The organism is Enterobacter cloacae complex sp. 382A5 (assembly GCF_050031095.1).
GTDB classification, from domain to species: Bacteria; Pseudomonadota; Gammaproteobacteria; order Enterobacterales; family Enterobacteriaceae; genus Enterobacter; species Enterobacter cloacae.
Genome location: NZ_JBLGVK010000001.1, coordinates 2575223 through 2600893, shown reverse-complemented (window position 1 = coordinate 2600893; position 25671 = coordinate 2575223). Strand labels below are relative to the sequence as shown.

26 protein-coding genes and 1 other annotated feature are annotated in these 25671 nt (G+C 54.4%); of the genes, 10 read left to right on the top strand and 16 right to left on the bottom strand.

Going from position 1 to position 25671, the window contains the following annotated elements:
• Positions 1 to 77 precede the first annotated feature (77 nt).
• The 3 genes from ACQG2G_RS12265 to ACQG2G_RS12255 are packed head-to-tail and all read right to left on the bottom strand — an operon-like array spanning position 78 to position 1847.
• Positions 78 to 617 carry a septation protein A gene (locus tag ACQG2G_RS12265; RefSeq protein ID WP_013096282.1) on the bottom strand — a complete coding sequence of 180 codons (540 nt, stop codon included), beginning with the start codon at positions 615 to 617 and terminating at the stop codon, positions 78 to 80.
• A 56-nt stretch (positions 618 to 673) separates the two neighbouring features.
• Positions 674 to 1417 (bottom strand): YciC family protein, encoded by a 744-nt coding sequence (locus ACQG2G_RS12260; RefSeq protein ID WP_013096283.1) that lies wholly within the window; start codon positions 1415 to 1417, stop codon positions 674 to 676.
• A 25-nt stretch (positions 1418 to 1442) separates the two neighbouring features.
• Positions 1443 to 1847 carry a YkgJ family cysteine cluster protein gene (locus ACQG2G_RS12255; protein ID WP_058650762.1) on the bottom strand — a complete coding sequence of 135 codons (405 nt, stop codon included), beginning with the start codon at positions 1845 to 1847 and terminating at the stop codon, positions 1443 to 1445.
• 281 nt (positions 1848 to 2128) lie between these two features.
• Here ACQG2G_RS12255 and ompW point away from each other — a divergent pair, with 281 nt between their 5' ends.
• The gene (ompW, locus tag ACQG2G_RS12250; RefSeq protein WP_013096285.1) at positions 2129 to 2761 is read left to right on the top strand and encodes an outer membrane protein OmpW; all 633 of its coding nucleotides are present in this window, start codon (positions 2129 to 2131) and stop codon (positions 2759 to 2761) included.
• A 53-nt stretch (positions 2762 to 2814) separates the two neighbouring features.
• On the opposite strand, the gene ACQG2G_RS12245 is transcribed toward ompW, so the two are convergent.
• The 10 genes from ACQG2G_RS12245 to trpL all read right to left on the bottom strand — a co-directional run bounded on the left by ACQG2G_RS12245 (position 2815) and on the right by trpL (position 12171).
• Complete coding sequence (locus ACQG2G_RS12245) at positions 2815 to 3219, bottom strand: cell envelope integrity TolA C-terminal domain-containing protein (protein WP_045903117.1); 405 nt, start codon at positions 3217 to 3219, stop codon at positions 2815 to 2817.
• Positions 3220 to 3307: 88 nt separating this feature from the next.
• Positions 3308 to 3742 carry a universal stress protein UspF gene (gene uspF, locus ACQG2G_RS12240; RefSeq protein WP_047024096.1) on the bottom strand — a complete coding sequence of 145 codons (435 nt, stop codon included), beginning with the start codon at positions 3740 to 3742 and terminating at the stop codon, positions 3308 to 3310.
• A 132-nt stretch (positions 3743 to 3874) separates the two neighbouring features.
• On the bottom strand, positions 3875 to 4108 hold the full coding sequence (gene yedF, locus ACQG2G_RS12235) for a sulfurtransferase-like selenium metabolism protein YedF (protein ID WP_013096288.1): 234 nt from the start codon (positions 4106 to 4108) through the stop codon (positions 3875 to 3877).
• Entirely contained in the window at positions 4105 to 5316 is a 1212-nt protein-coding gene (gene yedE, locus ACQG2G_RS12230; RefSeq protein ID WP_061771735.1) for a selenium metabolism membrane protein YedE/FdhT, read from the bottom strand. Before yedE ends, yedF begins: the two co-directional genes overlap by 4 nt.
• Positions 5317 to 5498: 182 nt before the next feature.
• Positions 5499 to 6308, bottom strand: a complete 810-nt coding sequence (trpA, locus tag ACQG2G_RS12225; protein ID WP_248766540.1) for a tryptophan synthase subunit alpha — start codon at positions 6306 to 6308, stop codon at positions 5499 to 5501.
• Positions 6308 to 7501, bottom strand: coding sequence for a tryptophan synthase subunit beta (trpB, locus tag ACQG2G_RS12220; protein ID WP_306497880.1), 1194 nt, complete (start codon positions 7499 to 7501; stop codon positions 6308 to 6310). The genes trpA and trpB overlap by 1 nt, the downstream gene beginning before the upstream one ends.
• A gap of 10 nt (positions 7502 to 7511) precedes the next feature.
• Entirely contained in the window at positions 7512 to 8870 is a 1359-nt protein-coding gene (gene trpCF / locus ACQG2G_RS12215; RefSeq protein WP_094084393.1) for a bifunctional indole-3-glycerol-phosphate synthase TrpC/phosphoribosylanthranilate isomerase TrpF, read from the bottom strand.
• Between the two features lie 3 nt (positions 8871 to 8873).
• Entirely contained in the window at positions 8874 to 10469 is a 1596-nt protein-coding gene (gene trpD / locus ACQG2G_RS12210; protein WP_047361576.1) for a bifunctional anthranilate synthase glutamate amidotransferase component TrpG/anthranilate phosphoribosyltransferase TrpD, read from the bottom strand.
• Entirely contained in the window at positions 10469 to 12031 is a 1563-nt protein-coding gene (locus ACQG2G_RS12205; RefSeq protein WP_094084392.1) for an anthranilate synthase component 1, read from the bottom strand. Before ACQG2G_RS12205 ends, trpD begins: the two co-directional genes overlap by 1 nt.
• Positions 12032 to 12056: 25 nt before the next feature.
• Positions 12057 to 12150: a sequence feature (Trp leader region), on the bottom strand.
• On the bottom strand, positions 12127 to 12171 hold the full coding sequence (trpL, locus tag ACQG2G_RS12200; RefSeq protein WP_106993556.1) for a trp operon leader peptide: 45 nt from the start codon (positions 12169 to 12171) through the stop codon (positions 12127 to 12129). (Overlaps the previous feature by 24 nt.)
• A 139-nt stretch (positions 12172 to 12310) precedes the next feature.
• Here trpL and rnm point away from each other — a divergent pair, with 139 nt between their 5' ends.
• From rnm to rluB, 3 genes are all read left to right on the top strand, one after another.
• Entirely contained in the window at positions 12311 to 13192 is an 882-nt protein-coding gene (gene rnm, locus ACQG2G_RS12195) for an RNase RNM (RefSeq protein ID WP_013096361.1), read from the top strand.
• The gene (locus ACQG2G_RS12190; RefSeq protein ID WP_013096362.1) at positions 13189 to 13809 is read left to right on the top strand and encodes an L-threonylcarbamoyladenylate synthase; all 621 of its coding nucleotides are present in this window, start codon (positions 13189 to 13191) and stop codon (positions 13807 to 13809) included. Before rnm ends, ACQG2G_RS12190 begins: the two co-directional genes overlap by 4 nt.
• A gap of 96 nt (positions 13810 to 13905) precedes the next feature.
• Positions 13906 to 14781: a 23S rRNA pseudouridine(2605) synthase RluB gene (gene rluB / locus ACQG2G_RS12185; RefSeq protein ID WP_013096363.1), complete on the top strand. Its 876-nt coding sequence runs from the start codon at positions 13906 to 13908 to the stop codon at positions 14779 to 14781.
• 36 nt (positions 14782 to 14817) lie between these two features.
• Here rluB and cobO read toward each other — a convergent pair whose 3' ends face one another.
• Both cobO and ACQG2G_RS12175 read right to left on the bottom strand, forming a co-directional pair.
• A complete protein-coding gene (cobO, locus tag ACQG2G_RS12180) occupies positions 14818 to 15408 on the bottom strand; it encodes a cob(I)yrinic acid a,c-diamide adenosyltransferase (protein ID WP_013096364.1) in 591 nt (196 codons plus the stop codon).
• Entirely contained in the window at positions 15405 to 16166 is a 762-nt protein-coding gene (locus ACQG2G_RS12175) for a YciK family oxidoreductase (protein WP_023620279.1), read from the bottom strand. Before ACQG2G_RS12175 ends, cobO begins: the two co-directional genes overlap by 4 nt.
• 251 nt (positions 16167 to 16417) lie before the next feature.
• Between ACQG2G_RS12175 and sohB the strand changes: the two genes are divergently transcribed.
• Entirely contained in the window at positions 16418 to 17464 is a 1047-nt protein-coding gene (gene sohB, locus ACQG2G_RS12170; RefSeq protein WP_348595854.1) for a protease SohB, read from the top strand.
• A gap of 34 nt (positions 17465 to 17498) precedes the next feature.
• On the opposite strand, the gene ACQG2G_RS12165 is transcribed toward sohB, so the two are convergent.
• Positions 17499 to 17750 (bottom strand): YciN family protein, encoded by a 252-nt coding sequence (locus ACQG2G_RS12165; RefSeq protein ID WP_003856804.1) that lies wholly within the window; start codon positions 17748 to 17750, stop codon positions 17499 to 17501.
• Positions 17751 to 18149: 399 nt separating this feature from the next.
• On the opposite strand from ACQG2G_RS12165, the gene topA reads away from it, so the two are divergent.
• From topA to acnA, 5 genes are all read left to right on the top strand, one after another.
• Positions 18150 to 20747 (top strand): type I DNA topoisomerase, encoded by a 2598-nt coding sequence (gene topA, locus ACQG2G_RS12160; protein ID WP_348595853.1) that lies wholly within the window; start codon positions 18150 to 18152, stop codon positions 20745 to 20747.
• 187 nt (positions 20748 to 20934) lie between these two features.
• On the top strand, positions 20935 to 21909 hold the full coding sequence (gene cysB, locus ACQG2G_RS12155; RefSeq protein ID WP_006175683.1) for an HTH-type transcriptional regulator CysB: 975 nt from the start codon (positions 20935 to 20937) through the stop codon (positions 21907 to 21909).
• 337 nt (positions 21910 to 22246) lie between these two features.
• Positions 22247 to 22387 carry a YmiA family putative membrane protein gene (locus ACQG2G_RS12150; RefSeq protein ID WP_213382645.1) on the top strand — a complete coding sequence of 47 codons (141 nt, stop codon included), beginning with the start codon at positions 22247 to 22249 and terminating at the stop codon, positions 22385 to 22387.
• Positions 22388 to 22698: 311 nt separating this feature from the next.
• Positions 22699 to 22797, top strand: a complete 99-nt coding sequence (gene ymiC / locus ACQG2G_RS12145; protein ID WP_044159376.1) for a small membrane protein YmiC — start codon at positions 22699 to 22701, stop codon at positions 22795 to 22797.
• Between the two features lie 165 nt (positions 22798 to 22962).
• Positions 22963 to 25638, top strand: a complete 2676-nt coding sequence (acnA, locus tag ACQG2G_RS12140; RefSeq protein WP_020690941.1) for an aconitate hydratase AcnA — start codon at positions 22963 to 22965, stop codon at positions 25636 to 25638.
• Positions 25639 to 25671: the final 33 nt, after the last annotated feature.

Here is a 25671-nt window from a genome sequence, read left to right as displayed (position 1 = left end):
GGCGGGATGCTACTATGATTTTTGGCAGGAGAGAATAGACCAGAACGCCTGTTGTGCACGTTCTGGTCGGGGATTCATCAGTGTTTATCATCCTGCGGCATGTGCCGGTAGATATAGACACCGCTTAACAGAGTGAAGATGAGCGTCAGCGCCGTCAGACCAAAGACCTTGAAGTTGACCCAGATATTCTGCGGCAGCCAGAAGGCGATGTAGATATTCGCCAGGCCGCAAAGAATAAAGAACAGCGCCCAGGCGATATTCAGACGGGACCATACTTCCTGTGGCAGCGTCAGCTCTTTACCCAGCATGCGCTGGATAAGTGGCTTTTTCATTACCCACTGGCTGATCAGCAACGCACCGGCAAACAGCGCGTAAATCACGGTGACTTTCCATTTAATGAATTCATCGTTGTGAAAGAACAGCGTAAGCCCACCGAACACGGCCACCAGTGCGAACGTAATCAGAGCCATTTTTTCGACTTTACGATAGCGAACCCAGCTGTAGATCAGCACGATAGCGGTAGCAACGATCAGCGCCATCGTGGCTGCATAAATGTCATACAGCTTATAAAACGCGAAAAACACGACCAGCGGTAAAAAATCAAGAAACTGCTTCATTCTGTGATTCCATCTTCTGTGTGTGGCCGGGTTTTGCGATGCACCCGGCCACAGGATTACTGACGAATTAACATATACAGGCGGAACAGATAAACCAGCAGTATCGCTGAAATCAGGTTACTCAGCGTGTTGGCTACCACCGCACCGACGTTCGGCGTTAAGACTGCAAAGTTTGGGGCAAACAGCAGCAGGAGCGTTTTGGCCAGCAGCCAGCTAATTACGGCCGGTGCCACCAGGCGCATATTGGCCCATGCCAGTTTGATGCTGCTGCGCATGGCGGTAAAGATCCCCATTTTGTCCTGCACCACCATCACCGGAGCGAACGCGAGGACGATAGCCAGCAGCACGCCTGGAACCACAACGAGCATGATCCCCATCTGCACCAGCAGGGTGGTTAAAAAGATGAGGATAAACAGCTTAGGCAATACCGGCGCGCTGGCACCGATCGCCCGTAAGGCGCTGACGCGGTGGCCTGCAGAAACCAGCTGGATCATCAGCAGAACGCCGCCCGCGAGAATGGCATTGCCGATCAGTCCAGAGAAAGTCGATGCCGCAGAGGCCCGCAGCAGGATTTGCTGCTGCTCTGGCGTCATGTTTTGCACCAGCTCAAACAACCCCACGCTACCTGCAAGATGGTCGCCCTGGCTCAGGCTGGCGATCTGTTCGTCACTCGGAGAGAACGCGTGACCCAGCACCACCGTAATAAAGGCGCATAACAACGCGATCAGTAAAAAGGTTACGAACTGATTGCGGAAAAAGTTTCCCGTGTCACGGTAGACAGACTTCGCCGTGATAGACATGCACTCTCCTTGAGTATTGCAGGTGTTAATTAGCCGGCAATTGTACACCGGATAACGCGGTCGTGGCAGCATCAAGGCTTGTATGGAAAAGCATATCTTTGTAAAGCGGCGGTAATCCGAAGCGCGCGCGGGCGCGATTACAGGCTTCGTTGACCTGACCCTCTTCGCCAGACATCGCAAAGTCCCGACACGGGCTGGGGCGATCCTCATAGATGGAGCAGCGGGTCGACACGCCTGGCTCGCCTTGTAACGCCACACAGCGGGCCTGCTTTTGATTCGTACCGCTCATGCAGCGCAGAAAAGGGGATAACGGTTCAGTGAGATGAACCGGAACAGTACCGCCGCCATCGCTGGCTTCGGCCCAGTAGAAAGAGACTCGAAAATACGCACAACAGGCTCCGCACGTCATGCACGGGTTCATATCACTCATGGCACACCTGCAAAAAAGAACGCATCAAATCACATTGTGAGAGCGCTAAGTTATCCAGCCGCCATTCGAAGAGCAAGAGGGGGGAAACAGAAAATTTTGTAACCGGGAAATGCCAAAAATTGACGTAAGAACAACTTTTGGCCTTACGGTGTGTCACCAAAAATTAACCCAGATCAATGAATGTTAAGTTACTGGTTTTAATGTGATCTGTGACAGATCACTTATTACTCATTTGTGAGTATATTCTCATCCGCAGCTAAAACCACAACGATGGAGCGGATATGAAAAAATTAGCGGTGGCAGCCCTTATCTTAAGCAGTCTCTCTGGCGGCGCGTATGCGCATGAAGCAGGTGAATTCTTTATTCGTGCCGGTTCGGCAACGGTACGTCCAACTGAAGGTTCTGATAACGTGCTGGGGATGGGTGGCTTTAACGTCAGCAACAATACCCAGTTAGGTTTAACATTCACGTATATGGCGACGGATAACATTGGCGTTGAGCTTCTGGCAGCGACGCCATTCCGTCATCGCGTTGGTTTAGGCCCAACCGGTGATATCGCCACGGTGCATCATCTGCCGCCAACGCTGATGGCGCAGTGGTACTTTGGTGACTCAAGCAGCAAACTGCGTCCCTATATTGGCGCAGGCGTGAACTACACAACCTTCTTTGATGAGAAATTCAACGATACCGGTAAAGAGGCCGGGCTGACCGATCTCAGCCTGAAAGATTCATGGGGCGTGGCAGGACAGGTGGGCATGGACTATCTCATTAACCGCGACTGGTTAATTAACGCCTCAGTCTGGTATATGGATATCGATACCGATGTCCGCTTCAAGGCAGGCGGACAGCAACAAAGCATCAGTACCCGTCTGGATCCGTGGGTATTTATGTTCTCTGCGGGTTATCGTTTCTGATTCTACTTTCCGGGACTGGCCAGAACATGGCCAGTCTTTCTACCGGCTTACCTCTACGGTTGCCCCTCCATGTTCCAGCGGGCAGAACCCATATCCTGAAACACACGCTCGTCCGTGAAGGGCGGGAAGGTGGCCCGTGTTGCCGCGTCGGCTAAAGCCTGGCAATACGCTTTGTCTCCGCCTTTTATCTCCAGGTTCTGCAGTAGTCCGTCGACGGTAAAGTCGAGATGCATGTTGCATTGCTTACCATTCCAGGCGTGTGGATCGGCCAGCGCCGAGTCCAGCGCTTTCTTTATCGCGGCAGCCTGTTGACCATAGATATCCTTATCGGAGACTTTACCGGACTGCTTATAGGAGCACGAGTCGAGAGCGGTTTTCTTCTGACAACCTTCAGGCGCGAGAGGAGCACAGCCCGTTATTGCTGTGGCAAGGCATACCAGCATCACTACTTTTTTCATTGTTAAGTCCGTTTATCGAAATTATTTTATTGTACAACGTCTTAAATAAGCCCCGGAATTCCGGGGCTTAAGTTTCTCAGCAGCCTCGCTAGCGTACAACCAGCACCGGGCATTTAGCATGGCGTACCACAACCGCCGCGTTTGAACCTAAAAGGTAGGTTGTGATATCCGGTCGATGGGACGCAATGATAATGAGGTCAGCGTTGATACTGTCAGCCAGCTTCAGGATCTGATCTTTAGGCGCACCTGAGATGGCGTGTGTCTCCACACGATTGGCAGGTAAATTGAACTGCTTAACCATCTCTTTGAGCTTCGTAAGGGCTTCCTCCTGAATCTCCGCCAGCTTTGGCATTTCAACCGAATACGCCAGCCCAAGCGATGAATAGTAAGGGAAAGAAGGCACTACCGTCAGAAAATGGATTTTACCGTTACCGATTGCTGCGTTTGCCTGAACATAGGGAATCACCTGTTCGGTCAGACGACTTTCAGAGATATCGACAGGGACTAAAATTGAATTAAACATACCTCACCTCCTGTTTGTTTTTTATCCACTTTAAGTGTAGTGCTACCATTTTCAGTGGCGCTGTATTCGCCATCAAAATGGGAGGTGAGGCAGCTTTTTTGACGGGGGGGACGCCCCCCGTCACCTGGCGGTTTACTTCTGGATAAGATAGCGAATGGTCGGGCCATCCTGCTGAATATCCAGTACGGTGTAACCGTGGTTTTTGGCATCCAGAGGAATGTTGTTGATGGACTGCGGGCAGTCGCTCACCACTTCCAGAATTTCCCCTTTTTGAAGCTGCGGGAGCGCTTCAAGCGTAGCGACAGCCGGGTAAGGACACGGTTCACCGACCATATCAAGGCGGTAGTCAGGCACAATCTCTTTCATGCTGCATTCTCCTGGGGTTCAGGTTTAACCGTGGCACGGCGAAAGAAGCGTTTCTCTTGCGCGACAACCAGTAAAAAAGCGACCAGCAGCAGGGCGTAGGTCACCAGCAGCCCGCCGAGCGGGCCAAACGTGCTGAGCAGATTCACCTTGTCCCAGTTCGTGGCCAGCACCGGAGACAAATCGTCCCAGTACCAGGCCAGCAGGGTGGAGCCGATGACGTTCCCCAGACCTACCCACCAGTAATGCACCTGACCTTCAACCGCGCGGTACATCCAGCCGGTTTCACACCCGCCAGCCAGTACAATTCCGAAGCCAAACAGCAGGCCGCCAATCACCGCGTTCGGACCAGCCCACATGATTTTCGGCTCAACACCCAGCTGCACATAGCTGAAGATGCCAATGGCGCTTACCGCCATGCCCGTAATAATCGCTTTGGCCATCATTGTACGGCCGGTGATCCACATATCGCGAAACGCCGAGGTGAAGCAGATCTGCGCACGTTCTATCAGCAGGCCGAAACCGACACCGAACAGCATGGCCAGGCCCAGCTTAGGCTGGTTGAGCGCCGTACAGAGCGCCCAGGCGACCATGGCGAAAAAGACCAGCATGCCAAGACGAAAACGACGACGCGCCTGAGAAGGCTTTTGCGTCAGCGGCGAGGCAGCGCTGACCTTCACCATTTTGACCGGAATGCGGAACAGCGGCAGGAGGGTAAACTTCGCGCCAAAGTAAGAGCCAATCGCCGTGGCGACAGCAAAAAACCAGGCGTGCAGCGAAAACTGTGGAATGCCGGTAAAGAAAGCGGCCAGGTTACACCCCATCGCCAGGCGGGCGCCGAATCCGGCAATCATGCCGCCGACAATCGCCTGCATAACGCGTATCCGGCTTTTAGGCATTCGCAACTTAACGTTGTTAGCCCACAGCGCGGCGGCAAAACACCCCCCGAACATGCCGATAATCATCATACCGTCGATGCGGGTCAGCGGCGTGCCGTCCAGATGAATAAGCTTAAAGTAACCCCACTCCTCGGTATGTACGCCAGCGAGCTGCAGCAGTTGCCCACCCCAGCGGGTGAATTCGCCGGTCACGGCCCAGAAGGTGCCGGTAATGCCGAAATAGTAGGTGGAAAGGATCCCCGCCGCGATGACGGCCGGTACTGGTGACCAGAACTTAACCAGGTAAGTCTGTTTGAAGTATTGCCATGACATGAGTAAGCCTCTGAACTCAGAAGGTTTAAAGCCGAAAAGAGACCAAATCATACGCTTACGGCAAGGTTTGAAAAGCCATTCACGCCGAAAATATCGATGGGATCAATTTTGGCGTAACGCTTAAGTGATAGCGGGAATATAAGAGGAAGACCGTCTGGCTGAGTCGCCAGACGGTGGAAGGATCAGGCTTTACGCGTTGCGGCTTTCATCGCCGTAACAAATGCTTTGAGTTCAGCCAGCATATGCTCGGGTTTGTCCACGTTCTTCTCAATGATTTTGACGATAGCAGAGCCGGAGATCGCGCCTGCCGCTTTTGCGTCAATTGCCGCCGTAACCTGATCCGGGGATGAAATCCCGAATCCCTGCAGCGGAGGTGCTGCGTGGTATTCAGCCAGTTTTTCTACCAGATGATGCAGCGGCAGCGCGGCTTTGTTTTCAGCACCCGTCACGCCCGCGCGGGAGAGCAGGTAGGTGTAACCACGGCCGTAAGAGGCAATCTGGCGCAGCAGTTCGTCATCGGCGTTTGGCGGGCAGATGAAAATCGGCGCCACGTTATGACGCATAGCCGCCTGGCGGAACGGTGCAGATTCTTCAACCGGGACGTCGGCCACCAGCACGGAGTCAACGCCGACCCGCGCGCACTCGGCATAAAATTCGTCGATTCCGCGGTTAAACACCAGGTTGGCATACATCAGCAGGCCAATCGGAATGGTCGGGTGCTTCTGACGGATCGCGGCCAGCATCTCAAAACATTGCGTTGGGGTGACGCCCGCGGCAAAGGCACGCAGGGTGGCGTTCTGAATGGTCGGGCCATCCGCCAGCGGATCAGAGAACGGGATCCCCAGCTCCAGCGCATCGGCACCGGCTTCAATCAGGGTGTCGATAATTTTTAGCGACTGCTCCGGGCCCGGATCGCCCAGCGTGACGAAGGGAACGAACGCGCCTTCCTGGCGGGATTTCAGTTGTGCAAATGCGTTATCGTAGCGTTCCATCAGATTTCCCCTCGTGCTTTCAGAATATCGTGAACGGTGAAGATATCTTTATCACCGCGACCGGAAAGGTTAACGACCAGCAGTTGCTCTTTTTCCGGGTTTTCGTTCATCATTTTCAGCGCATGCGCCAGAGCATGCGAGGACTCCAGTGCCGGGATGATCCCCTCGCTGCGGCACAGCGTCTTAAACGCTTCCAGCGCTTCGTCATCGGTGATGGAGACGTAGTCCGCGCGTCCGGTGCTGTTCAGGAACGCATGCTGTGGCCCGACGGACGGGAAATCCAGACCGGCAGAGATGGAGTACGACTCTTCAATCTGACCTTCATCGGTCTGCATCATCGGCGCTTTCATGCCGAAGTAGATCCCCACGCGGCCATGTTTCAGCGGTGCGCCGTGCTCACCGGTTTCAATCCCGTGACCAGCTGGCTCCACGCCGATCAGGCCAACACGGGTTTCGTCGATAAAATCAGCGAACATTCCGATGGCGTTTGATCCCCCGCCCACGCAGGCAATCACCGCGTCCGGCAGACGGCCTTCTTTTTCAAGGATCTGCGCTTTGGTCTCTTCGCCAATCATGCGCTGGAATTCACGCACGATAGTCGGGAACGGGTGCGGGCCAGCGGCCGTGCCGAGCATGTAGTGCGCGGTTTCATAGCTACCAGACCAGTCGCGCAGCGCTTCGTTACAGGCATCTTTCAGCGTGGCTGAACCACTGTGAACCGGGATCACTTCTGCGCCCATCAGACGCATACGGAATACGTTCGGAGACTGACGCTCAACGTCTTTCGCCCCCATATAGATACGGCATTTCAGGCCAAGCAGGGCGCTTGCCAGTGCTGATGCCACGCCGTGCTGACCCGCGCCGGTTTCGGCGATGATCTCGGTTTTGCCCATCCGTTTTGCCAGCAGCGCCTGTCCTAACACCTGGTTGGTTTTATGCGCGCCGCCGTGCAGCAGGTCTTCACGCTTGAGGTACAGCGTGGTTTTGGTGCCGGCAGTCAGGTTACGGCATTTGGTCAGCGCTGTTGGACGGCCCGCGTAGTTTTTCAGCAGGTCGGTAAATTCAGCCTGAAACGCTGGATCTTTCTGTGCGCTCACAAACGCTTCTTCCAGCTGGCGCAGTGCGGGCATCAGGATCTGCGGAACGTACATCCCGCCGAACTCACCAAAATACGGATTAAGTAATGTCGTCATTTTTTCTTCCTTAATATGCACGCAGAGTTTTAAATACCGAGGCCAGCTTACTGGCATCTTTGATGCCCGGTTGCGACTCTACGCCTGAATTGAAATCGAGGCCCGCGCAGCCGGTTTTGGCTGCTTCCACACAGTTATCCGGGCTAAGTCCACCCGCCAGCAGGACATTGTCCAGCGCTTCGCCGTTCAGCAGTGACCAGTCAAAACGCTGGCCTGTACCGCCCTGGCCGTTATCGAGCACGTATTTATCAACATGATTCAGGTTACGTGCTGGCAGGGTGCTGCCCACGCTCTGCGCTTTCCAGATCTGAACCTGAGGAGCCAGCACGGCACGCAGGGCATCGATGTACGCCTGATCTTCATCACCGTGCAACTGTACTGCGCTCAGGGATAACGCTTCGGCTTTTGCCGTAACGTCCGCAATATCAGCGTTACGGAAGACGCCCACATAGCTGAGTGGGGCGGCCGCGATCACCTTGCGTGCCTGCTCATCGCTCACCGCACGCGGTGAGGCGTCCACAAAGATCAGCCCGCCGTAAATAGCCCCCGCCTCATAGGCGGCCTGGGCATCCTGTTCGCGGGTTAAACCGCACACTTTGTTTTCACCCAACAACACGCGACGCACTGCGGCATTGAGATCGTCATGTGCCATCATCGCGGAGCCAATCAGGAAACCGTTGGCGAAGTGGCTCAGTTCGCGCACCTGGGCGTAGCTGTTGATCCCGGATTCACTGATAACGGTCACGCCAGAACCCAGACGCGGTGCCAGCTGGCGCGTACGGTTCAGGTCAATTGACAGATCGCGCAGATCGCGGTTGTTAATCCCGACCACTTTCGCCTGCAGTGCAATGGCTCGCTCCAGCTCTTCTTCGTTGCTCACCTCGGTCAGCACGCCCATGTTGAGGCTGTGCGCCACCGCAGCCAACTGGCGATACTGCTCGTCGTCGAGCACTGAGAGCATCAGCAGGCAGGCGTCAGCCTGGTAAAAACGCGCCAGCCAGATCTGATACGGGTCGATAATAAAGTCTTTGCACAGAATCGGTTGCGGCGCGATGCTGCTGACAACAGGCAGAAAATCGAAGCTGCCCTGGAAATATTTTTCATCCGTCAGCACGGAGATGGCTGACGCATGATGCTTGTAAATGCCGGCAATACGCGCCGGGTCGAAATCTTCACGGATAACGCCTTTCGACGGGGAGGCTTTTTTGCACTCAAGAATAAATGCGGTGCGCGCGCCCTGCAGGGCATCATAGAAACGACGGCTACTTGGGACGACGTCGTTCTGGAAACTGGCAAGCGGCTGCTGCGCTTTGCGGGCTTCCACCCAGATGGCCTTATCGGCAACGATTTTCGCTAAAACGGTCTGCATTCTTTACCCTCTTGCCGCAAGTGCGGTAACGCGATCGTAAGCTGCACCAGAGCGCAGTACGTCCAGAACTTTTTGTGCGTTGGCTTTGAGGTCCTCCTCGCCGTGCAATCGCATCAGCATGGCGACGTTGGCTGCCACAGCAGCCTCATGGGCGACCTCTCCCTTACCTTGTAATAAGCGCGTGAGAATGTCACGGTTTTCTTCCGGCGTGCCGCCTGCCAGCGCCTCCTGGTGATACGGCGTTAAACCAAAGTCAGCGGCTTCAAGCTGGTAGCTCAGGATCTCGCCGTCGCGCAGTTCCGCGACCAGGGTTGGCGCGTGAAGCGACACTTCATCCATCCCCCCGCTGTGAACCACTGCCGCGCGCTGATAACCGAGCACGCGCAGGGTTTCTGCAATTGGCAGAACCAGTTCCGGGCTGTAAACGCCGATCAGTGCCAGCGGCGGATGAGCCGGGTTGATCAGTGGCCCCAGCACGTTAAACAGCGTGCGCGTTTTAAGCTGCTGGCGAACCGGCATCGCATGGCGGAAACCGGTGTGATACTTCGGCGCAAACAGGAAGCAGACGCCCAGATCGTCCAGCGCTTCACGGGAGCGTTCGGCGTTCATATCCAGGTTAATGCCGAAGGCAGCCAGCAAATCGGACGAGCCCGAGCGGCTGGAGACGCTGCGGTTACCGTGTTTCGCCACCTTCAGGCCACACGCCGCGGCCACGAAGGCACTGGCGGTGGAGATATTGATGCTATTGCTGCCATCACCCCCGGTGCCGACGATATCCGCAAACTGATAATCCGGGCGCGGGAAGGGGGCGGCATTTTCCAGCAGGGCCGTGGCGGCACCGGCGATTTCTTGCGGGCTTTCGCCGCGCACTTTCATGCTTACCAGTGCGGCCGCCAGCTGCTCAGGTTTCAGCTCACCGCGAACCACGGCAGAAAAGAGCTGGTGGCTCTCCTGCTGGCTCAGGGTCTGCGCCTGATACAGTTTTTCAAGAATCGGTTGCAGCGTGTTGGTCTGCTCCAGTTTCTGCAACGCCCAGTCCAGCGTCTGCTCCAGCAGACGCGCACCGTGGGTCGTGAGAATCGACTCCGGATGGAACTGCATGCCGCAGACGCGATCCGCATCGTGGCGCACGGCCATCACCATCCCTTCAAACGAGGCGTTAATGGTCAGGCCGGCAGGGATGTTACTGCCTACCAGCGAGTGGTAACGCGCAACCGGCAGTGGATTTGGCAGGCCGGCAAACATCGCCTGGCCGTCATGTTCAATGCTGGAGGCTTTGCCGTGCAGAATTTCGCCTGCCTGACCCACGTAGCCGCCATAGGCTTCCACTATCGCCTGGTGACCCAGGCAGATGCCGATAATCGGCAGTTTACCGCGCATACGGGTCAGCAGCTCCGGCATACAGCCTGCTTCGCTGGGGGCGCCGGGGCCAGGGGAGAGCATCAGCACCGGGTTTTGCATGGTTGCCAGACGGTCAATCAGCGTCTGTGCCGGAACATGGTTACGATAGATGACAACGTTATGACCATTCGCACGCAGCTGATCTGCCAGGTTATAGGTAAAAGAGTCGATGTTATCGAGCAGCAGAATGTCAGCCATCAGAAAATCTCCTGTGCGTGATGTGCGGTAGCAATGGCGCGCAATACCGCGCGGGCTTTACTGCGGGTTTCGTCAGCTTCAGACTGCGGAACAGAATCAAGAACAATCCCTGCGCCTGCCTGCACGGTAGCGATACCGTCCTCAACGTAGGCGGAGCGGATCACAATGCAGGTATCCAGATCGCCGTGGGCGGTGAAGTAGCCCACTGCACCACCGTAACTGCCGCGACGGCGCCCTTCAGCCGCCGCGATCAGCTGCATGGCGCGGACTTTCGGCGCGCCGCTCAGCGTGCCCATGTTCATACAGGCGCGGTAGGCGTGAAGCACGTCGAGGTCACTGCGCAGTTCGCCCACCACGCGGGACACCAGATGCATAACAAACGAGTAGCGGTCGACCTTGGTTAAGTCCGCCACGTAGCGGCTGCCAGGGGTACAAATGCGCGCCAGGTCGTTACGAGCCAGATCAACCAGCATCAGATGCTCGGAGAGCTCTTTATGGTCGGTACGCATTTCCAGCTCAATGCGGCTGTCGAGATCGCGATCCAGCGAGCCATCGGCTCGACGGCCGCGTGGACGGGTTCCGGCAATCGGGTAGATCTCAATCTGGCGGCTGGTGGCGTCATATTTCAGTGAACTTTCAGGGGATGCGCCAAACAGGGTGAAATCGTTGTCCTGCATAAAGAACATGTACGGGCTTGGGTTGCTCTTTTTCAGCACGTCATAGGCCGCGAGCGGCGACGGGCAGGGCAGAGAGAAACGACGGGAAGGAACAACCTGGAAAATTTCTCCGGCGCGAATCGCTTTTTGCATCTGGCGAACCACGGCACCGTACTGATCGTCGCTCTGATTAACCTCACAGGTCATTTTCTCGACACGATGTACAGGGAGCGCAGGCGGTGCTTCGGTCATTTGTTGCTGCAACTGCTCAATTCGCTGCTCAAGGCGTTTTTTCTCTGTCGCAGATGGCGTGAAGAGGCTTGCCTGAATACGGGTGTTTTTTTTCTGGTGGTCGATCACCAGTAAGGTTTCGGCCAGGTAGAAGCAGTAGTCGGGGCAGCGGTTACCCTGTTCAATGTCCGGTAAATCTTCGAACCCGGCCACCAGGTCGTAAGCAAACAGCCCGCCAAAGAACATTGCTTCGCGTTCATCTTCCGGCACGGTGACCAAATTTTGCAGCAGACGGAAGGCATCAAAAACGGAAAGAGAGCACAGGCGTGCGTCTTCGTCCAGCAGCTGGCTCACCGGCGGAAAGTGCAGAACGCGCATTTCAGGATGGTGTTCATTTTCGATACCAGCAGGCAGGCTCGCATCCAGTAACGGCAGCAGAGCCGCACCGTTATCCGATAACGCTTTGATAGTGACAGTGTCACCTAGCGCGGTAATGCGCAGTGCGCTCTCGACCAACAGAAGGCTCTTGAGATCGTCTTTGCTGTCGATATCAGCGGACTCCAGTAACAACGTGGCTGGACGCGCACCGCAGACCTGATGAAACAGCGCGGTTGGGTTGTGGCGATAGGCCGCCTCGCTGGTCAGCAATTCGAGGTGTGGTTTGGCTGTTTGCATTATGTTGTTCTCATTTATTCTGTTCAAAAAAAAGCCCGCGGATGAGCGGGCGGGTATCTGTTTGCTGTACGCAGACGTGTGACACTGCCCGGAAATCAGGAAGTGCGCCACCAACCGTGCAGAGTGAAATGTGCAGTCATTTTCAGATACCTTTCTCGTGTGAACTTGCGTACTAGTTAACTAGTTCGATGGCGTGTTGTCAACCCTTGATTTCAGAATTTCGTGGCAAGTCGGTATCATGGGCTTTTAAGATGTCTCTAACCTGTGACGGGAAGTGCTTTGAGCGATACCACCTACGCCGTAATTTATGATTTACACAGCCATACCCAGGCCTCCGATGGTCTGCTGACGCCCGAAGCGTTGGTGCATCGTGCCGTTGAAATGCGGGTTGGCACGCTGGCCATAACCGATCACGATACAACCGATGCCATTCCAGCCGCGCGCGCCGAGATTGCCCGCAGTGGTCTGGCACTCAAACTGGTTCCTGGCGTCGAGATATCGACCGTCTGGGAGAATCACGAAATCCATATTGTTGGCCTGAACATCGATATAGACCATCCGGTAATGTGTGCGTTTTTGCAAGAACAAAAAACGCGCCGCAATCAGCGCGCAGAAATGATCGCTGAACGTCTGGAAAAGGCGCATATTCCGGGCGCACTGGAGGGGGCACAAAGGCTGGCAAACGGGGGCGCGGTAACGCGCGGTCATTTTGCCCGTTTTCTGGTTGAGGCCGGCAAGGCCACAACGATAGCGGATGTCTTTAAACGCTATCTGGCTCGCGGGAAAACCGGATATGTTCCGCCACAGTGGTGTACAATAAAACAAGCTATTGATGTGATTCATCATTCTGGCGGTAAGGCCGTGCTGGCCCATCCGGGGCGGTATAATCTTTCTGCTAAATGGCTGAAAAGACTGCTGGCGCATTTTGCCGAATGCGGTGGCGAGGCGATGGAAGTCGCCCAGTGTCAGCAGGCGCCCAACGAGCGTTCGCAGCTTGCGACCTACGCCCGCCAGTTTGGTTTGCTGGCGTCACAAGGCTCAGATTTTCATCAGCCCTGTGCGTGGATAGAACTGGGACGCAAGCTTTGGTTACCCGCAGGCGTTGAGCCTGTCTGGCAGCTCTGGGAACAGCCACAGCAACTTGAAGAGAGGGAAGTATGAGTCAGTTTTTCTATATTCATCCGGATAATCCGCAGCCGCGCCTGATTAATCAGGCCGTGGAGATCGTGCGTAAAGGGGGCGTTATCGTCTACCCGACCGATTCGGGTTATGCGCTGGGCTGTAAGATTGAAGATAAAGCGGCGATGGAGCGTATTTGCCGTATTCGCCAGTTGCCGGACGGTCACAACTTTACCCTGATGTGCCGGGATCTCTCTGAGCTATCGACCTATGCTTATGTCGATAACGTGGCATTTCGTCTGATTAAAAATAACACGCCGGGCAACTACACCTTCATCCTGAAAGGGACGAAAGAGGTTCCGCGCCGTCTGTTACAGGAAAAGCGCAAAACCATCGGGATGCGCGTGCCGTCTAACCCGATTGCCCAGGCCTTGCTGGAAACGCTGGGTGAGCCGATGCTCTCAACCTCGCTGATGCTGCCCGGCAGTGAATTCACCGAGTCCGATCCGGAAGAGATCAAAGACCGTCTGGAAAAGGTAGTTGAATTGATTATTCATGGCGGTTACCTCGGTCAGCAGCCGACCACGGTTGTCGACTTAACGGAAGATGCACCGGAAGTGATTCGCGAAGGCGTGGGCGATGTTAAGCCTTTCTTGTAAAGGTGTAAGCAGCTATACTACGCGGCCATCAAATCAGGGCATAGCTCTGGTTTGACCTGATTCGACGCCTGTGAAGGCGACACCTGAGGAAGCTCAATGAGCGAGAAGTTACAGAAAGTGCTGGCGCGTGCCGGCCACGGCTCGCGCCGTGAAATCGAAGCCATTATTGAAGCCGGACGCGTGAGTGTGGACGGTAAAATCGCCACGCTCGGTGACCGCGTAGAAATCGTGCCGGGGCTTAAAATCCGTATCGACGGTCATCTTATCTCGGTTAAAGAATCTGCTGAGCAGATCTGCCGCGTGCTGGCGTACTACAAGCCGGAAGGTGAACTGTGTACGCGCAACGACCCGGAAGGTCGCCCGACGGTATTTGACCGTCTGCCTAAACTGCGTGGCGCACGCTGGATTGCCGTGGGGCGTCTGGATGTGAACACCTGCGGTCTGCTGCTGTTCACAACGGATGGTGAGCTGGCAAACCGTCTGATGCACCCTAGTCGTGAAGTGGAACGCGAATACGCCGTACGCGTGTTCGGCCAGGTTGATGAGAACAAACTGCGCGATCTGTCGCGTGGCGTTCAGCTGGAAGACGGTCCTGCAGCATTCAAAACCATCAAATTTACCGGTGGTGAAGGGATCAACCAGTGGTACAACGTTACCCTGACCGAAGGCCGTAACCGTGAGGTTCGTCGTCTGTGGGAAGCGGTGGGCGTGCAGGTTAGCCGTCTGATCCGTGTCCGTTACGGCGATATTCTGCTGCCAAAAGGTCTGCCACGTGGTGGCTATACCGAACTGGACCTGACGCAGACCAACTACCTGCGTGAACTGGTGGGCCTGGCGCCAGAAACCACTTCCAAAGTGGCGGTGGAGAAAGATCGTCGTCGCATGAAGGCGAACCAGATCCGTCGTGCGGTGAAACGCCACAGCCAGGTGAACAATAATCGCCGCGCTGGCAGCCGTAATAACAACGGTTAAAAATAAAAGCCCGGTTAATATCACCGGGCTTTTTTATCAGTAATCAATGCCGATTTGCGCTTTGATACCGGCATCAAAAGCATGTTTAACCGGACGCAATTCGCTGACGGTATCCGCTAATTCCAGAATATCCCGATGACAGCCGCGGCCTGTGACGATCACCGTCTGATGCGCCGGGCGATTCCTCAGTGCCTCCAGTACGGCGTCCAGCGGCAGATAGTCGTAGGCGACCATGTAGGTGATCTCATCCAGTAACACCATGTTCAGGGCCGGGTCTGCCAGCATTCGTTTTGCATGCTCCCATACCGCGAGGCAGGCCGCGGTGTCGGTTTCCCGGTTTTGGGTATCCCACGTAAAGCCTGTCGCCATCACCTGGAACTCAACCCCGTGCGGTTCAAGTAAGTTACGTTCGCCGTTGGGCCATTCCCCTTTAATAAACTGAATGACACCCACTTTCTGCCCGTGACCAACGGCGCGCGTGGCGGTACCAAAGGCAGCGGTGGTTTTGCCTTTGCCGTTGCCGGTAAACACGATGATGATCCCGCGTTCATCCTGCGCAGCGGCGACACGGGCATCAACCTGTTCTTTCAGGCGCTGCTGACGTTGCTGGTGACGTTCTTCACTCATTGCGAAATCCCGGGTTTACGGCCTGGCTGGGCATCAAAAGTCATCCCTGTTTTACGGCGGCTGTCATCGCCCATCAGCCAGAGATAGAGCGGCATAATATCTGCCGGGGTTTTAAGCTTCTGTGGATCTTCCGTCGGGAAGGCGCTGGCGCGCATTTTGGTGCGCGTTCCGCCTGGGTTAATGCAGTTCACGCGCAGATGACGGCTCTGATATTCCTCCGCCAGCACCTGCATCATCCCTTCGGTCGCGAATTTTGAGACCGCATACGCCCCCCAGTTTGCGCGGCCTTCGCGCCCTACGCTGGAGGAGGTGAACACCAGCGAACCGGAATCAGATTTGAGTAATAAAGGAAGAAGTGCCTGGGTCAGGAAAAAGGTGCCGTTGATATTGACCTGCATGACCTGCTGCCAGATTTCAGGATCCTGTTCATCCATCGGGCGAACCTCCCCAAGCAAGCCGGCATTGTGCAGTACGCCATCCAGCCGTGGGTAGTGGGTGCTGATGCGGTGGGCAAGCTCCTGGCACGTTTCAGGGGTACAGGTGAGCAGATCCAGTGTGTACCAGCGGGCAGGAATGCCACCGGCGGCGTCAATCTCCTGAGCCACTCCTTTGAGTTTTTCTTCGTTACGGCCAATGAGAATTACGCTCGCGCCATAGTCAGCGTAGGTCAGTGCCGCTTCGCGGCCAATGCCATCGCTGGCACCAGTGACCAGAATGATGCGGTTCTGCAGCAGATTTTTTTGCGGTTGATAATGCACGGTGACTCCTCGGCGCACAGTGATGCAAAGACGCCTTATTGTGTGACTTTTCGGCTTTATGCCCGAATTAGCATGAGAATTCAATCAGTCTACAGGACGCATCGCTGTAAAATTAACAATTTGCAAATATTTAAACCAGAATCGGGGGATTCCTGAAGACGGCTCGCAGAGGTAATGTCACGAGCGAGACGCATGGGCAGGGCTGTTGTACACTGCCGTGAAAGATTCGTGGTTAAATCAAGGTGGAACGCGTGGAATTACTTTCTCAATATGGGTTGTTTTTGGCAAAGATCGCGACGGTGGTGATTGCCATTGCGGTAGTGGCCGTTCTGATTGTTAACCTGACGCAGCGCAAACGTCAGCGTGGTGAGTTACGCATTACCCGCCTGAGCGAGCAGTATAAAGAGATGCAGGAAGAGATGTCTCTGGCCCTGCTTGACAGCCATCAACAGAAACTGTGGCACAAAGCGCAGAAGAAAAAGCATAAGCAGGACGCCAAAGCGGCAAAAGCCAAAGCGAAGCTTAACGCGCCGGAGGAAACGTCAACCCCGCGTGTCTATGTGCTCGATTTTAAAGGCAGCATGGATGCCCATGAAGTCTCTTCCCTGCGTGAAGAAGTCACCGCCGTGCTTGCCGTGGCAAACCCGCAGGATCAGGTGGTCGTCCGTCTTGAGAGTCCGGGTGGGGTCGTTCATGGTTATGGGCTGGCGGCTTCGCAGCTACAGCGTCTGCGTGAAAAACAGATCCCGCTGACGGTTGCCGTGGATAAAGTCGCGGCGAGCGGTGGCTATATGATGGCCTGCGTGGCGGATAAAATTGTTGCGGCGCCGTTTTCTATTATTGGCTCCATCGGGGTGGTTGCGCAAATCCCGAACTTTAACCGCTTCCTGAAAAGCAAAGAGATCGACATTGAATTGCACACGGCGGGTCAGTACAAACGTACCCTGACGCTGCTGGGGGAGAACACGGAAGAAGGACGGCAGAAATTCCGTGAAGATCTCAATGAAACCCATCACCTCTTTAAAGACTTTGTGCACCGTATGCGCCCGGCGCTTGATATTGACCAGGTGGCAACAGGGGAGCACTGGTACGGTACGCAGGCGCTGGAAAAAGGGCTGGTGGATGAAGTGGGCACCAGTGACGACCTGCTGTTGAATCTGATGGAAGGGCGCGAACTGGTTGGCGTGCGCTTTACTCAGCGTAAGCGACTGCTTGACCGCTTTACGAACAGCGCGGCCGAAAGCGCGGATCGCCTGCTACTCCGCTGGTTGCAACGCGGACAAAAACCGCTGCTGTAAACAAAAACGCGAGGCCAGTGCCTCGCGTTTTGCGTTAATCGACCAGGTGATATTTCTCTGAAAGCGTGTGCGCCAGGTATTTAAACATATTGAACACGGCGGTGCTTTTCGGGGTGGGTAACCCTTGTTCGTCAAGGAAGTATTCGCCGCTGAATACCAGCACGCCGTTACGTTGTTCCACGCCGGTCGCTTCAATGCCCGCCAGGGTGTCTTCATGGTCACGAATCAGCTTATTTGCTTCGATAAGCAGAGAGGCTCGATCAATGGGTTGGGTTGTATTCTGCATAATCCACTCCTTAAACAGTGACAATAGTCTACGCCGGGGGCGCTTTGGGGGCAAATTTTCCCTGTAATGTGAGGGGGTAAGGTGCCGTGACCTGGCTGGCAGGATTTGCTTTTGCATGCTAATAAAGTTGCGTAACGAATTTTATCAGGTAGAGTGTGCGCTTTCGTCATTCTGGCAACAGAATTGCTTGACATTCGACCGGGAATTCGTCACGAATTACATCCGATGTGAGAAAAATACCCGATAACTCAATCACCTGGGCGTTAACGCTTTGACGTTCAGTAAGACAAAGGGGTTGATATCCCCTGACGCAGTCGCAATATCAATGGCTCGTCGTCAGTGGAAGGGAAATCAACATGCGGCGTATTCCTGGAAGAATTAAATTAGGTAAAGGTGAATATGGGTAAAGCTCTCGTCATCGTTGAGTCCCCGGCAAAAGCCAAAACGATCAATAAGTATCTGGGTAATGACTACGTGGTTAAGTCCAGCGTCGGTCACATCCGCGATTTGCCGACCAGTGGCTCAGCCAGCAAAAAGAGCGCAGACTCTACCTCCACCAAAGGGGCTAAAAAGCCTAAAAAGGATGAACGTAGCGCGCTTGTCAACCGTATGGGTGTTAACCCATGGCATAACTGGGATGCACACTATGAAGTGCTGCCCGGCAAAGAAAAAGTCGTTAACGAGCTGAAGCAGCTTGCTGAAAAAGCAGACCACATTTATCTCGCAACCGACCTTGACCGCGAAGGGGAAGCCATTGCCTGGCACCTGCGGGAAGTGATCGGGGGTGACGACAAACGCTACAGCCGTGTAGTGTTTAACGAAATTACGAAGAATGCGATTCGCCAGGCGTTTGAGAAGCCGGGTGAACTGAACATCGACCGCGTAAACGCGCAGCAGGCACGCCGTTTTATGGACCGTGTCGTGGGTTACATGGTCTCTCCACTGCTGTGGAAAAAGATTGCCCGCGGTCTGTCCGCAGGGCGTGTGCAGTCCGTTGCTGTGCGTCTGGTTGTTGAACGTGAGCGTGAGATCAAAGCCTTCGTCCCGGTTGAGTTCTGGGAAGTGGATGCCAATGTCACCACGCCGGGTGGAGATGCGCTGCCGCTGCAGGTGAGTCATCAGAATGACAAACCGTTCCGTCCTGAAAATCGTGAACAGACCATGGCGGCCGTGGCGCTGCTGGAAAAAGCGCGCTACCAGGTTCTGGAGCGTGAAGACAAACCGACCAGCAGCAAACCTGGCGCACCGTTTATTACGTCTACGCTGCAACAGGCTGCGAGCACGCGCCTGGGTTATGGCGTGAAGAAAACCATGATGATGGCCCAGCGTCTGTATGAAGCGGGTTATATCACTTATATGCGTACTGACTCGACAAACCTGAGCCAGGATGCCGTCAACATGGTGCGCGGCTACATCAGTGACAACTTCGGTAAGAAATACCTGCCAGCGAGTGAAAACCAGTACGCCAGCAAGGAGAACTCACAGGAAGCGCACGAAGCCATTCGTCCTTCTGACGTCTCCGTGTTAGCCGAATCGCTGAAAGATATGGAAGCCGATGCCCAGAAGCTGTATCAGCTCATCTGGCGTCAGTTCGTGGCGTGTCAGATGACACCAGCACAGTATGACTCCACCACGCTGACCGTTGGTGCAGGTGATTTCCGCCTGAAAGCGCGTGGCCGTATCCTGCGCTTCGATGGCTGGACAAAAGTGATGCCTGCGCTACGTAAGGGTGATGAAGACAGAACCCTGCCTGCGGTAAACAAAGGGGATGAGCTCTCTCTGGTTGATCTCGTGCCTGCCCAGCACTTCACAAAGCCGCCAGCGCGTTTCAGCGAAGCGTCTCTGGTTAAAGAGCTGGAAAAACGCGGTATTGGCCGTCCATCCACCTATGCGTCGATTATTTCGACCATTCAGGACCGCGGTTACGTGCGTGTTGAAAACCGTCGTTTCTATGCGGAAAAAATGGGTGAGATCGTCACTGACCGCCTGGAAGCCAACTTCCGCGAACTGATGAACTACGACTTCACCGCGCAAATGGAAGACAGCCTCGATCAGGTTGCCAGCCATCAGGCCGAGTGGAAAAAGGTTCTCGATAGCTTCTTCAGCGACTTTACCAACCAGCTTGAAAAAGCGGAAAAAGATCCTGAAGAGGGCGGCATGCTGCCGAATCAGATGGTCCTGACCAGCATCGACTGCCCAACCTGTGGTCGTAAAATGGGGATCCGTACTGCCACCACTGGCGTTTTCCTCGGCTGTTCTGGCTACGCGCTGCCGCCGAAAGAACGCTGCAAAACCACCATTAACCTGGTACCTGAGAACGAAGTGCTCAACGTGCTGGAAGGTGATGATGCGGAAACCAACGCTCTGCGTGCAAAACGTCGCTGCAAGAAATGTGGCACCGCGATGGACAGCTACCTTATCGATCCAAAACGTAAATTGCACGTCTGCGGTAATAACCCGACCTGCGATGGATATGAGATCGAAGAGGGTGAGTTCCGCATTAAAGGTTACGACGGTCCTATCGTTGAGTGTGAGAAGTGTGGTTCTGAGATGCACCTGAAAATGGGGCGCTTCGGCAAGTACATGGCGTGCACCAACGACGAGTGTAAGAACACGCGTAAAATCCTGCGTAACGGTGAAGTCGCGCCGCCGAAGGAAGATCCGGTTCCGCTGCCAGAGTTGCCGTGCGAGAAGTCCGACGCTTACTTCGTGCTGCGTGATGGTGCTGCCGGCGTGTTCCTTGCGGCAAACACCTTCCCTAAATCGCGCGAAACCCGCGCGCCACTGGTGGAAGAGTTGTACCGTTTCCGCGACCGCCTGCCTGAGAAACTGCGCTACCTGGCCGATGCGCCACAGCAGGATCCGGAAGGCAATAAAACCGTTGTGCGTTTTAGCCGTAAAACGAAGCAGCAGTATGTTGCGGCAGAGAAAGACGGCAAGGCGACCGGCTGGTCAGCATTCTTTGTGGATGGCAAATGGGTTGAAGGCAAGAAATAATCTTTCCTTACCGTAACTTACCTGTGAAAGGGCCGGACTTCCGGCCCTTTTTTATTACCTTGTTATTATTTTTTGTTCCGTACTATACAGTCAGGCTATAAATGATATAGTGGTTATAGTTAACCCTTTTCTTATTATCAAATCGTCTTAAGCGATTGACCGCATGCGCTAAATCGGATGGTCTGGCATGAAATTACAGCAGCTTCGTTATATTGTTGAGGTGGTAAACCACAACCTTAACGTCTCTTCTACCGCTGAGGGGCTATATACTTCCCAGCCGGGTATCAGCAAGCAGGTCCGCATGCTGGAAGATGAGTTAGGTATTCAGATTTTTGCTCGTAGCGGTAAACACCTCACCCAGGTGACGCCAGCAGGGCAGGAGATTATCCGCATCGCGCGGGAGGTCCTCTCTAAAGTCGACGCCATTAAATCGGTGGCGGGAGAGCATACCTGGCCGGATAAAGGGTCGCTGTATATTGCCACCACCCATACCCAGGCACGCTATGCGCTGCCGGGCGTTATTAAGGGCTTTATTGAGCGCTATCCACGCGTCTCTCTCCATATGCATCAGGGCTCGCCGACGCAAATCGCTGAGGCGGTTTCGAAGGGTAATGCGGACTTTGCTATCGCAACCGAAGCGCTGCATCTGTATGACGATCTGGTTATGCTGCCGTGCTATCACTGGAACCGTTCTATTGTCGTCACGCCCGATCACCCGTTAGCCGGTAAAGGGTCGGTCACTATTGAAGAGCTGGCGCAATATCCCTTAGTGACATATACCTTCGGCTTTACCGGGCGCTCCGAGCTTGATACTGCATTCAATCGTGCAGGATTAACGCCGCGTATCGTTTTCACCGCAACCGATGCTGACGTAATTAAGACCTACGTGCGGCTTGGACTGGGGGTAGGGGTGATTGCCAGCATGGCGGTTGATCCCGTATCCGACCCTGACCTCGTGCGTCTTGATGCGCATGATATTTTCAGCCATAGCACCACTAAGATTGGTTTCCGTCGCAGTACCTTCCTGCGTAGCTATATGTATGATTTTATTCAGCGCTTTGCCCCACATTTAACGCGCGACGTGGTCGATACGGCCGTGGCATTACGTTCAAATGAAGATATCGAAGAGATGTTTAAAGACATCAAACTTCCGGCAAAATAACCACTCCCGGTATCTTTCCGCCCAGGAAAGATACCGAAATAACCTCTCAAAGCTAAATTAGAATTATCATCATCTGCACTTAACTGCCGTATAATGTCATTAACCATTTATTCAGTGTGGTTATAATGTCGTGAATTGGCGACAAAAGTAGAACTAATTTTTGGCTTCGCAAATATTTCCTTTCAAATATTTATTTCTGGTCAAAAGAATGAATATTTCCCATCAATAGATACGTAAATTCACTGGCTTTTCGGCTAAAGTTTCTTTAGGATTTATCTCAACAGATGATTAATTGTACCAATTGTTTGGTCTCTAAATGATAAGCGATATCGATTGTATGAGGTTAGCAATGCCTTCAGGAAGTGAAGAACCGCAAAGGGATCCTGCGCTCAAGCGTAAAGCCTGGCTGGCGGTCTTTCTCGTCTCCGCCTTGTTTTGGGTGGTGGTTGCTTTCCTGGCCTGGAACTATTGGGGTTGAATATGGCAGTGACGGTACGTACAGAAACAGTTAAACAGATGTGTCAGCTTCGTGACAGGGGCCACAAAGTGCGCAAAGCACCTGCCACTGCCGTACCCGCGTCCTGGAAACTGACGCCGCAACAGCAAGCGTTTATTGATGTGTTCGCAGAAGACGAACCCAAAAAACAATAATTTACTTAATTGCGTAATGATGCAAATAGTCTGAATAAAGGCTCAATGCATTTGTACTCTTTAATAAATACACATCAGCAATATTGAACTGAGGGCAGACCTCGGAACCTTTAATAAATAATGCCTGGTGTCCCTATGATGAATAACATGATGTCTATGAAATACTGGTCATGGCTCGGCGTTTTTTCCGCGTCGATTCTGTTCTGGTCACAGCTTATCTGGCTGGCCCTCCACTAAATCGTAAAACCTCGCTACGGCGGGGTTTTTTGTTTTCTCCCCCGCACTGGAACATTCCTGGATTTATCATTTCGGGTTGTTATCAAAACGTTACGACATCTTTGTGTTATCTTTAATTACAGCCCTGATGATTGTCAGGACATCTCTGTAATTAAGGAGGAGCTTATGTCGGTAACCCTACGCGAAGCCAGTAAGGACACATTACAGGCAGAAAATAAAACCTGGCACTACTACAGCCTGCCGCTGGCAGCCAGGACGCTTGGGGACATTTCGCGTTTACCCAAGTCCTTGAAAGTTTTACTGGAAAACCTCTTACGCTGGCAGGATGGTGATTCCGTCACCCTTGAAGATATCCAGGCGCTGGCAGGGTGGCTTAAGCATGCCCATGCTGACAGAGAAATTGCCTATCGACCGGCAAGGGTTCTGATGCAGGACTTTACCGGGGTCCCTGCTGTGGTTGACCTTGCGGCAATGCGCGAAGCGGTGAAGCGCCTTGGCGGCGATACCGCTAAAGTAAATCCGCTCTCTCCCGTTGATCTCGTTATCGACCACTCTGTCACCGTGGACCACTTTGGTGACGACGATGCCTTTGGCGAAAACGTACGTCTGGAAATGGAGCGTAACCACGAACGTTACGTCTTTCTGAAGTGGGGGCAGCAGGCCTTTAGCCGCTTTAGCGTCGTTCCGCCCGGTACGGGTATCTGCCACCAGGTGAATCTTGAATACCTGGGCAAAGCGGTCTGGAGTGAATTGCAGGATAAAGAGTGGGTGGCCTATCCGGATACTCTGGTGGGCACCGATTCGCATACCACCATGATTAACGGCCTGGGCGTTCTGGGCTGGGGCGTTGGCGGAATTGAAGCCGAAGCGGCCATGCTTGGCCAGCCGGTATCGATGCTGATCCCTGATGTGGTGGGCTTTAAGCTTACCGGCAAACTGTCGGAAGGCATTACCGCCACAGACCTGGTACTTACCGTCACGCAGATGCTGCGTAAGCATGGTGTGGTGGGTAAATTTGTCGAATTCTACGGTGACGGGCTGGATTCATTGCCGCTTGCCGACCGTGCCACCATCGCCAACATGGCGCCGGAGTATGGCGCAACCTGTGGCTTTTTCCCCATCGATACTGTCACGCTGGAATATATGCGCCTGAGTGGCCGTAGCGAAGAGCAGGTGGCGCTGGTTGAAGCGTATACCAAAGCGCAGGGGATGTGGCGTAACCCGGGCGATGAACCGGTATTTACCAGCACACTTGAACTGGATATGGGGACCGTCGAGGCGAGCCTGGCGGGGCCAAAACGTCCGCAGGATCGGGTGGCGTTGAGTGACGTACCGAAAGCCTTTGCCGCCAGTAATGAACTGGAGGTTAATACGGCGAAAAAAGACCACCGCCCAATCGACTATGTCCTGAACGGACATCAGTATCAGCTTCCGGATGGTGCGGTTGTCATTGCAGCCATAACCTCCTGTACAAACACGTCGAACCCCAGCGTGCTGATGGCCGCCGGTCTGCTGGCGAAGAAAGCGGTAGAGCTGGGGCTTAAGCCACAGCCGTGGGTAAAAGCCTCTCTGGCACCGGGCTCCAAAGTGGTTTCAGATTACCTTGCACAGGCCAGATTAACGCCGTATCTGGATGAGCTGGGCTTTAACCTGGTGGGGTATGGTTGCACCACCTGTATCGGGAACTCGGGTCCGTTACCTGAACCGATTGAGATGGCGATCAAGCAGGGCGATCTCACCGTCGGGGCCGTTCTCTCCGGTAACCGAAACTTTGAAGGCCGTATTCATCCGCTGGTCAAGACCAACTGGCTGGCGTCTCCACCGCTGGTTGTGGCATACGCTCTGGCCGGGAATATGAATATAAACCTGGTCACCGATCCGATTGGCCACGATCGCAAGAATGATCCGGTCTATCTGAAGGATATCTGGCCATCTGCCCGGGAAATTGCATTAGCCGTAGAGAAAGTTTCTACCGAAATGTTCCGCAAAGAGTATGCGGAGGTGTTCGAAGGTACGCCGGAATGGAAGGCCATCGACGTCGTGGGTTCAGATACCTATGACTGGCAGGACGATTCGACCTATATCCGCCTGTCGCCGTTCTTCGATGAGATGCTGGCTGAACCTGCACCGCTGCAGGATATCCACGGCGCGCGCATTCTGGCGATGCTGGGAGACTCTGTCACCACGGACCACATTTCGCCGGCGGGAAGCATCAAAGCCGACAGTCCAGCAGGCCGTTACCTGCAGAGTCGGGGTGTGGAGCGCCGGGATTTCAACTCCTACGGCTCGCGTCGTGGTAACCATGAAGTGATGATGCGCGGCACGTTTGCCAATATCCGTATCCGCAATGAAATGGTGCCGGGCGTGGAAGGGGGCATGACGCGACATTTGCCGGGGAGCGACGTGATCTCAATTTATGACGCCGCCGTCAAATACCAGCAGGAAGGCACGCCGCTGGCGGTTATCGCCGGGAAAGAGTACGGCTCTGGCTCCAGCCGTGACTGGGCGGCCAAAGGCCCGCGTCTGCTTGGGGTTCGGGTGGTGATTGCCGAATCGTTTGAACGTATCCACCGTTCAAACCTGATAGGGATGGGGATCCTGCCACTCGAATTCCCGCAGGGCGTCACCCGTAAAACGCTGGGACTCACCGGGGAAGAGCTGATTGACATCAGCGGCCTGCAAAATCTGCAGCCGGGTAAAACGGTGCCGGTGAAATTAACGCGCGCAGACGGTAAAACAGAGGTGCTCGATTGCCGGTGTCGTATCGATACGGCAACAGAACTCACCTATTACCAGAACGACGGCATTCTACATTACGTGATTCGTAAGATGCTGGACTGATGGAGCCAGCCCGGCACGCGAGGGCGTTGCCGG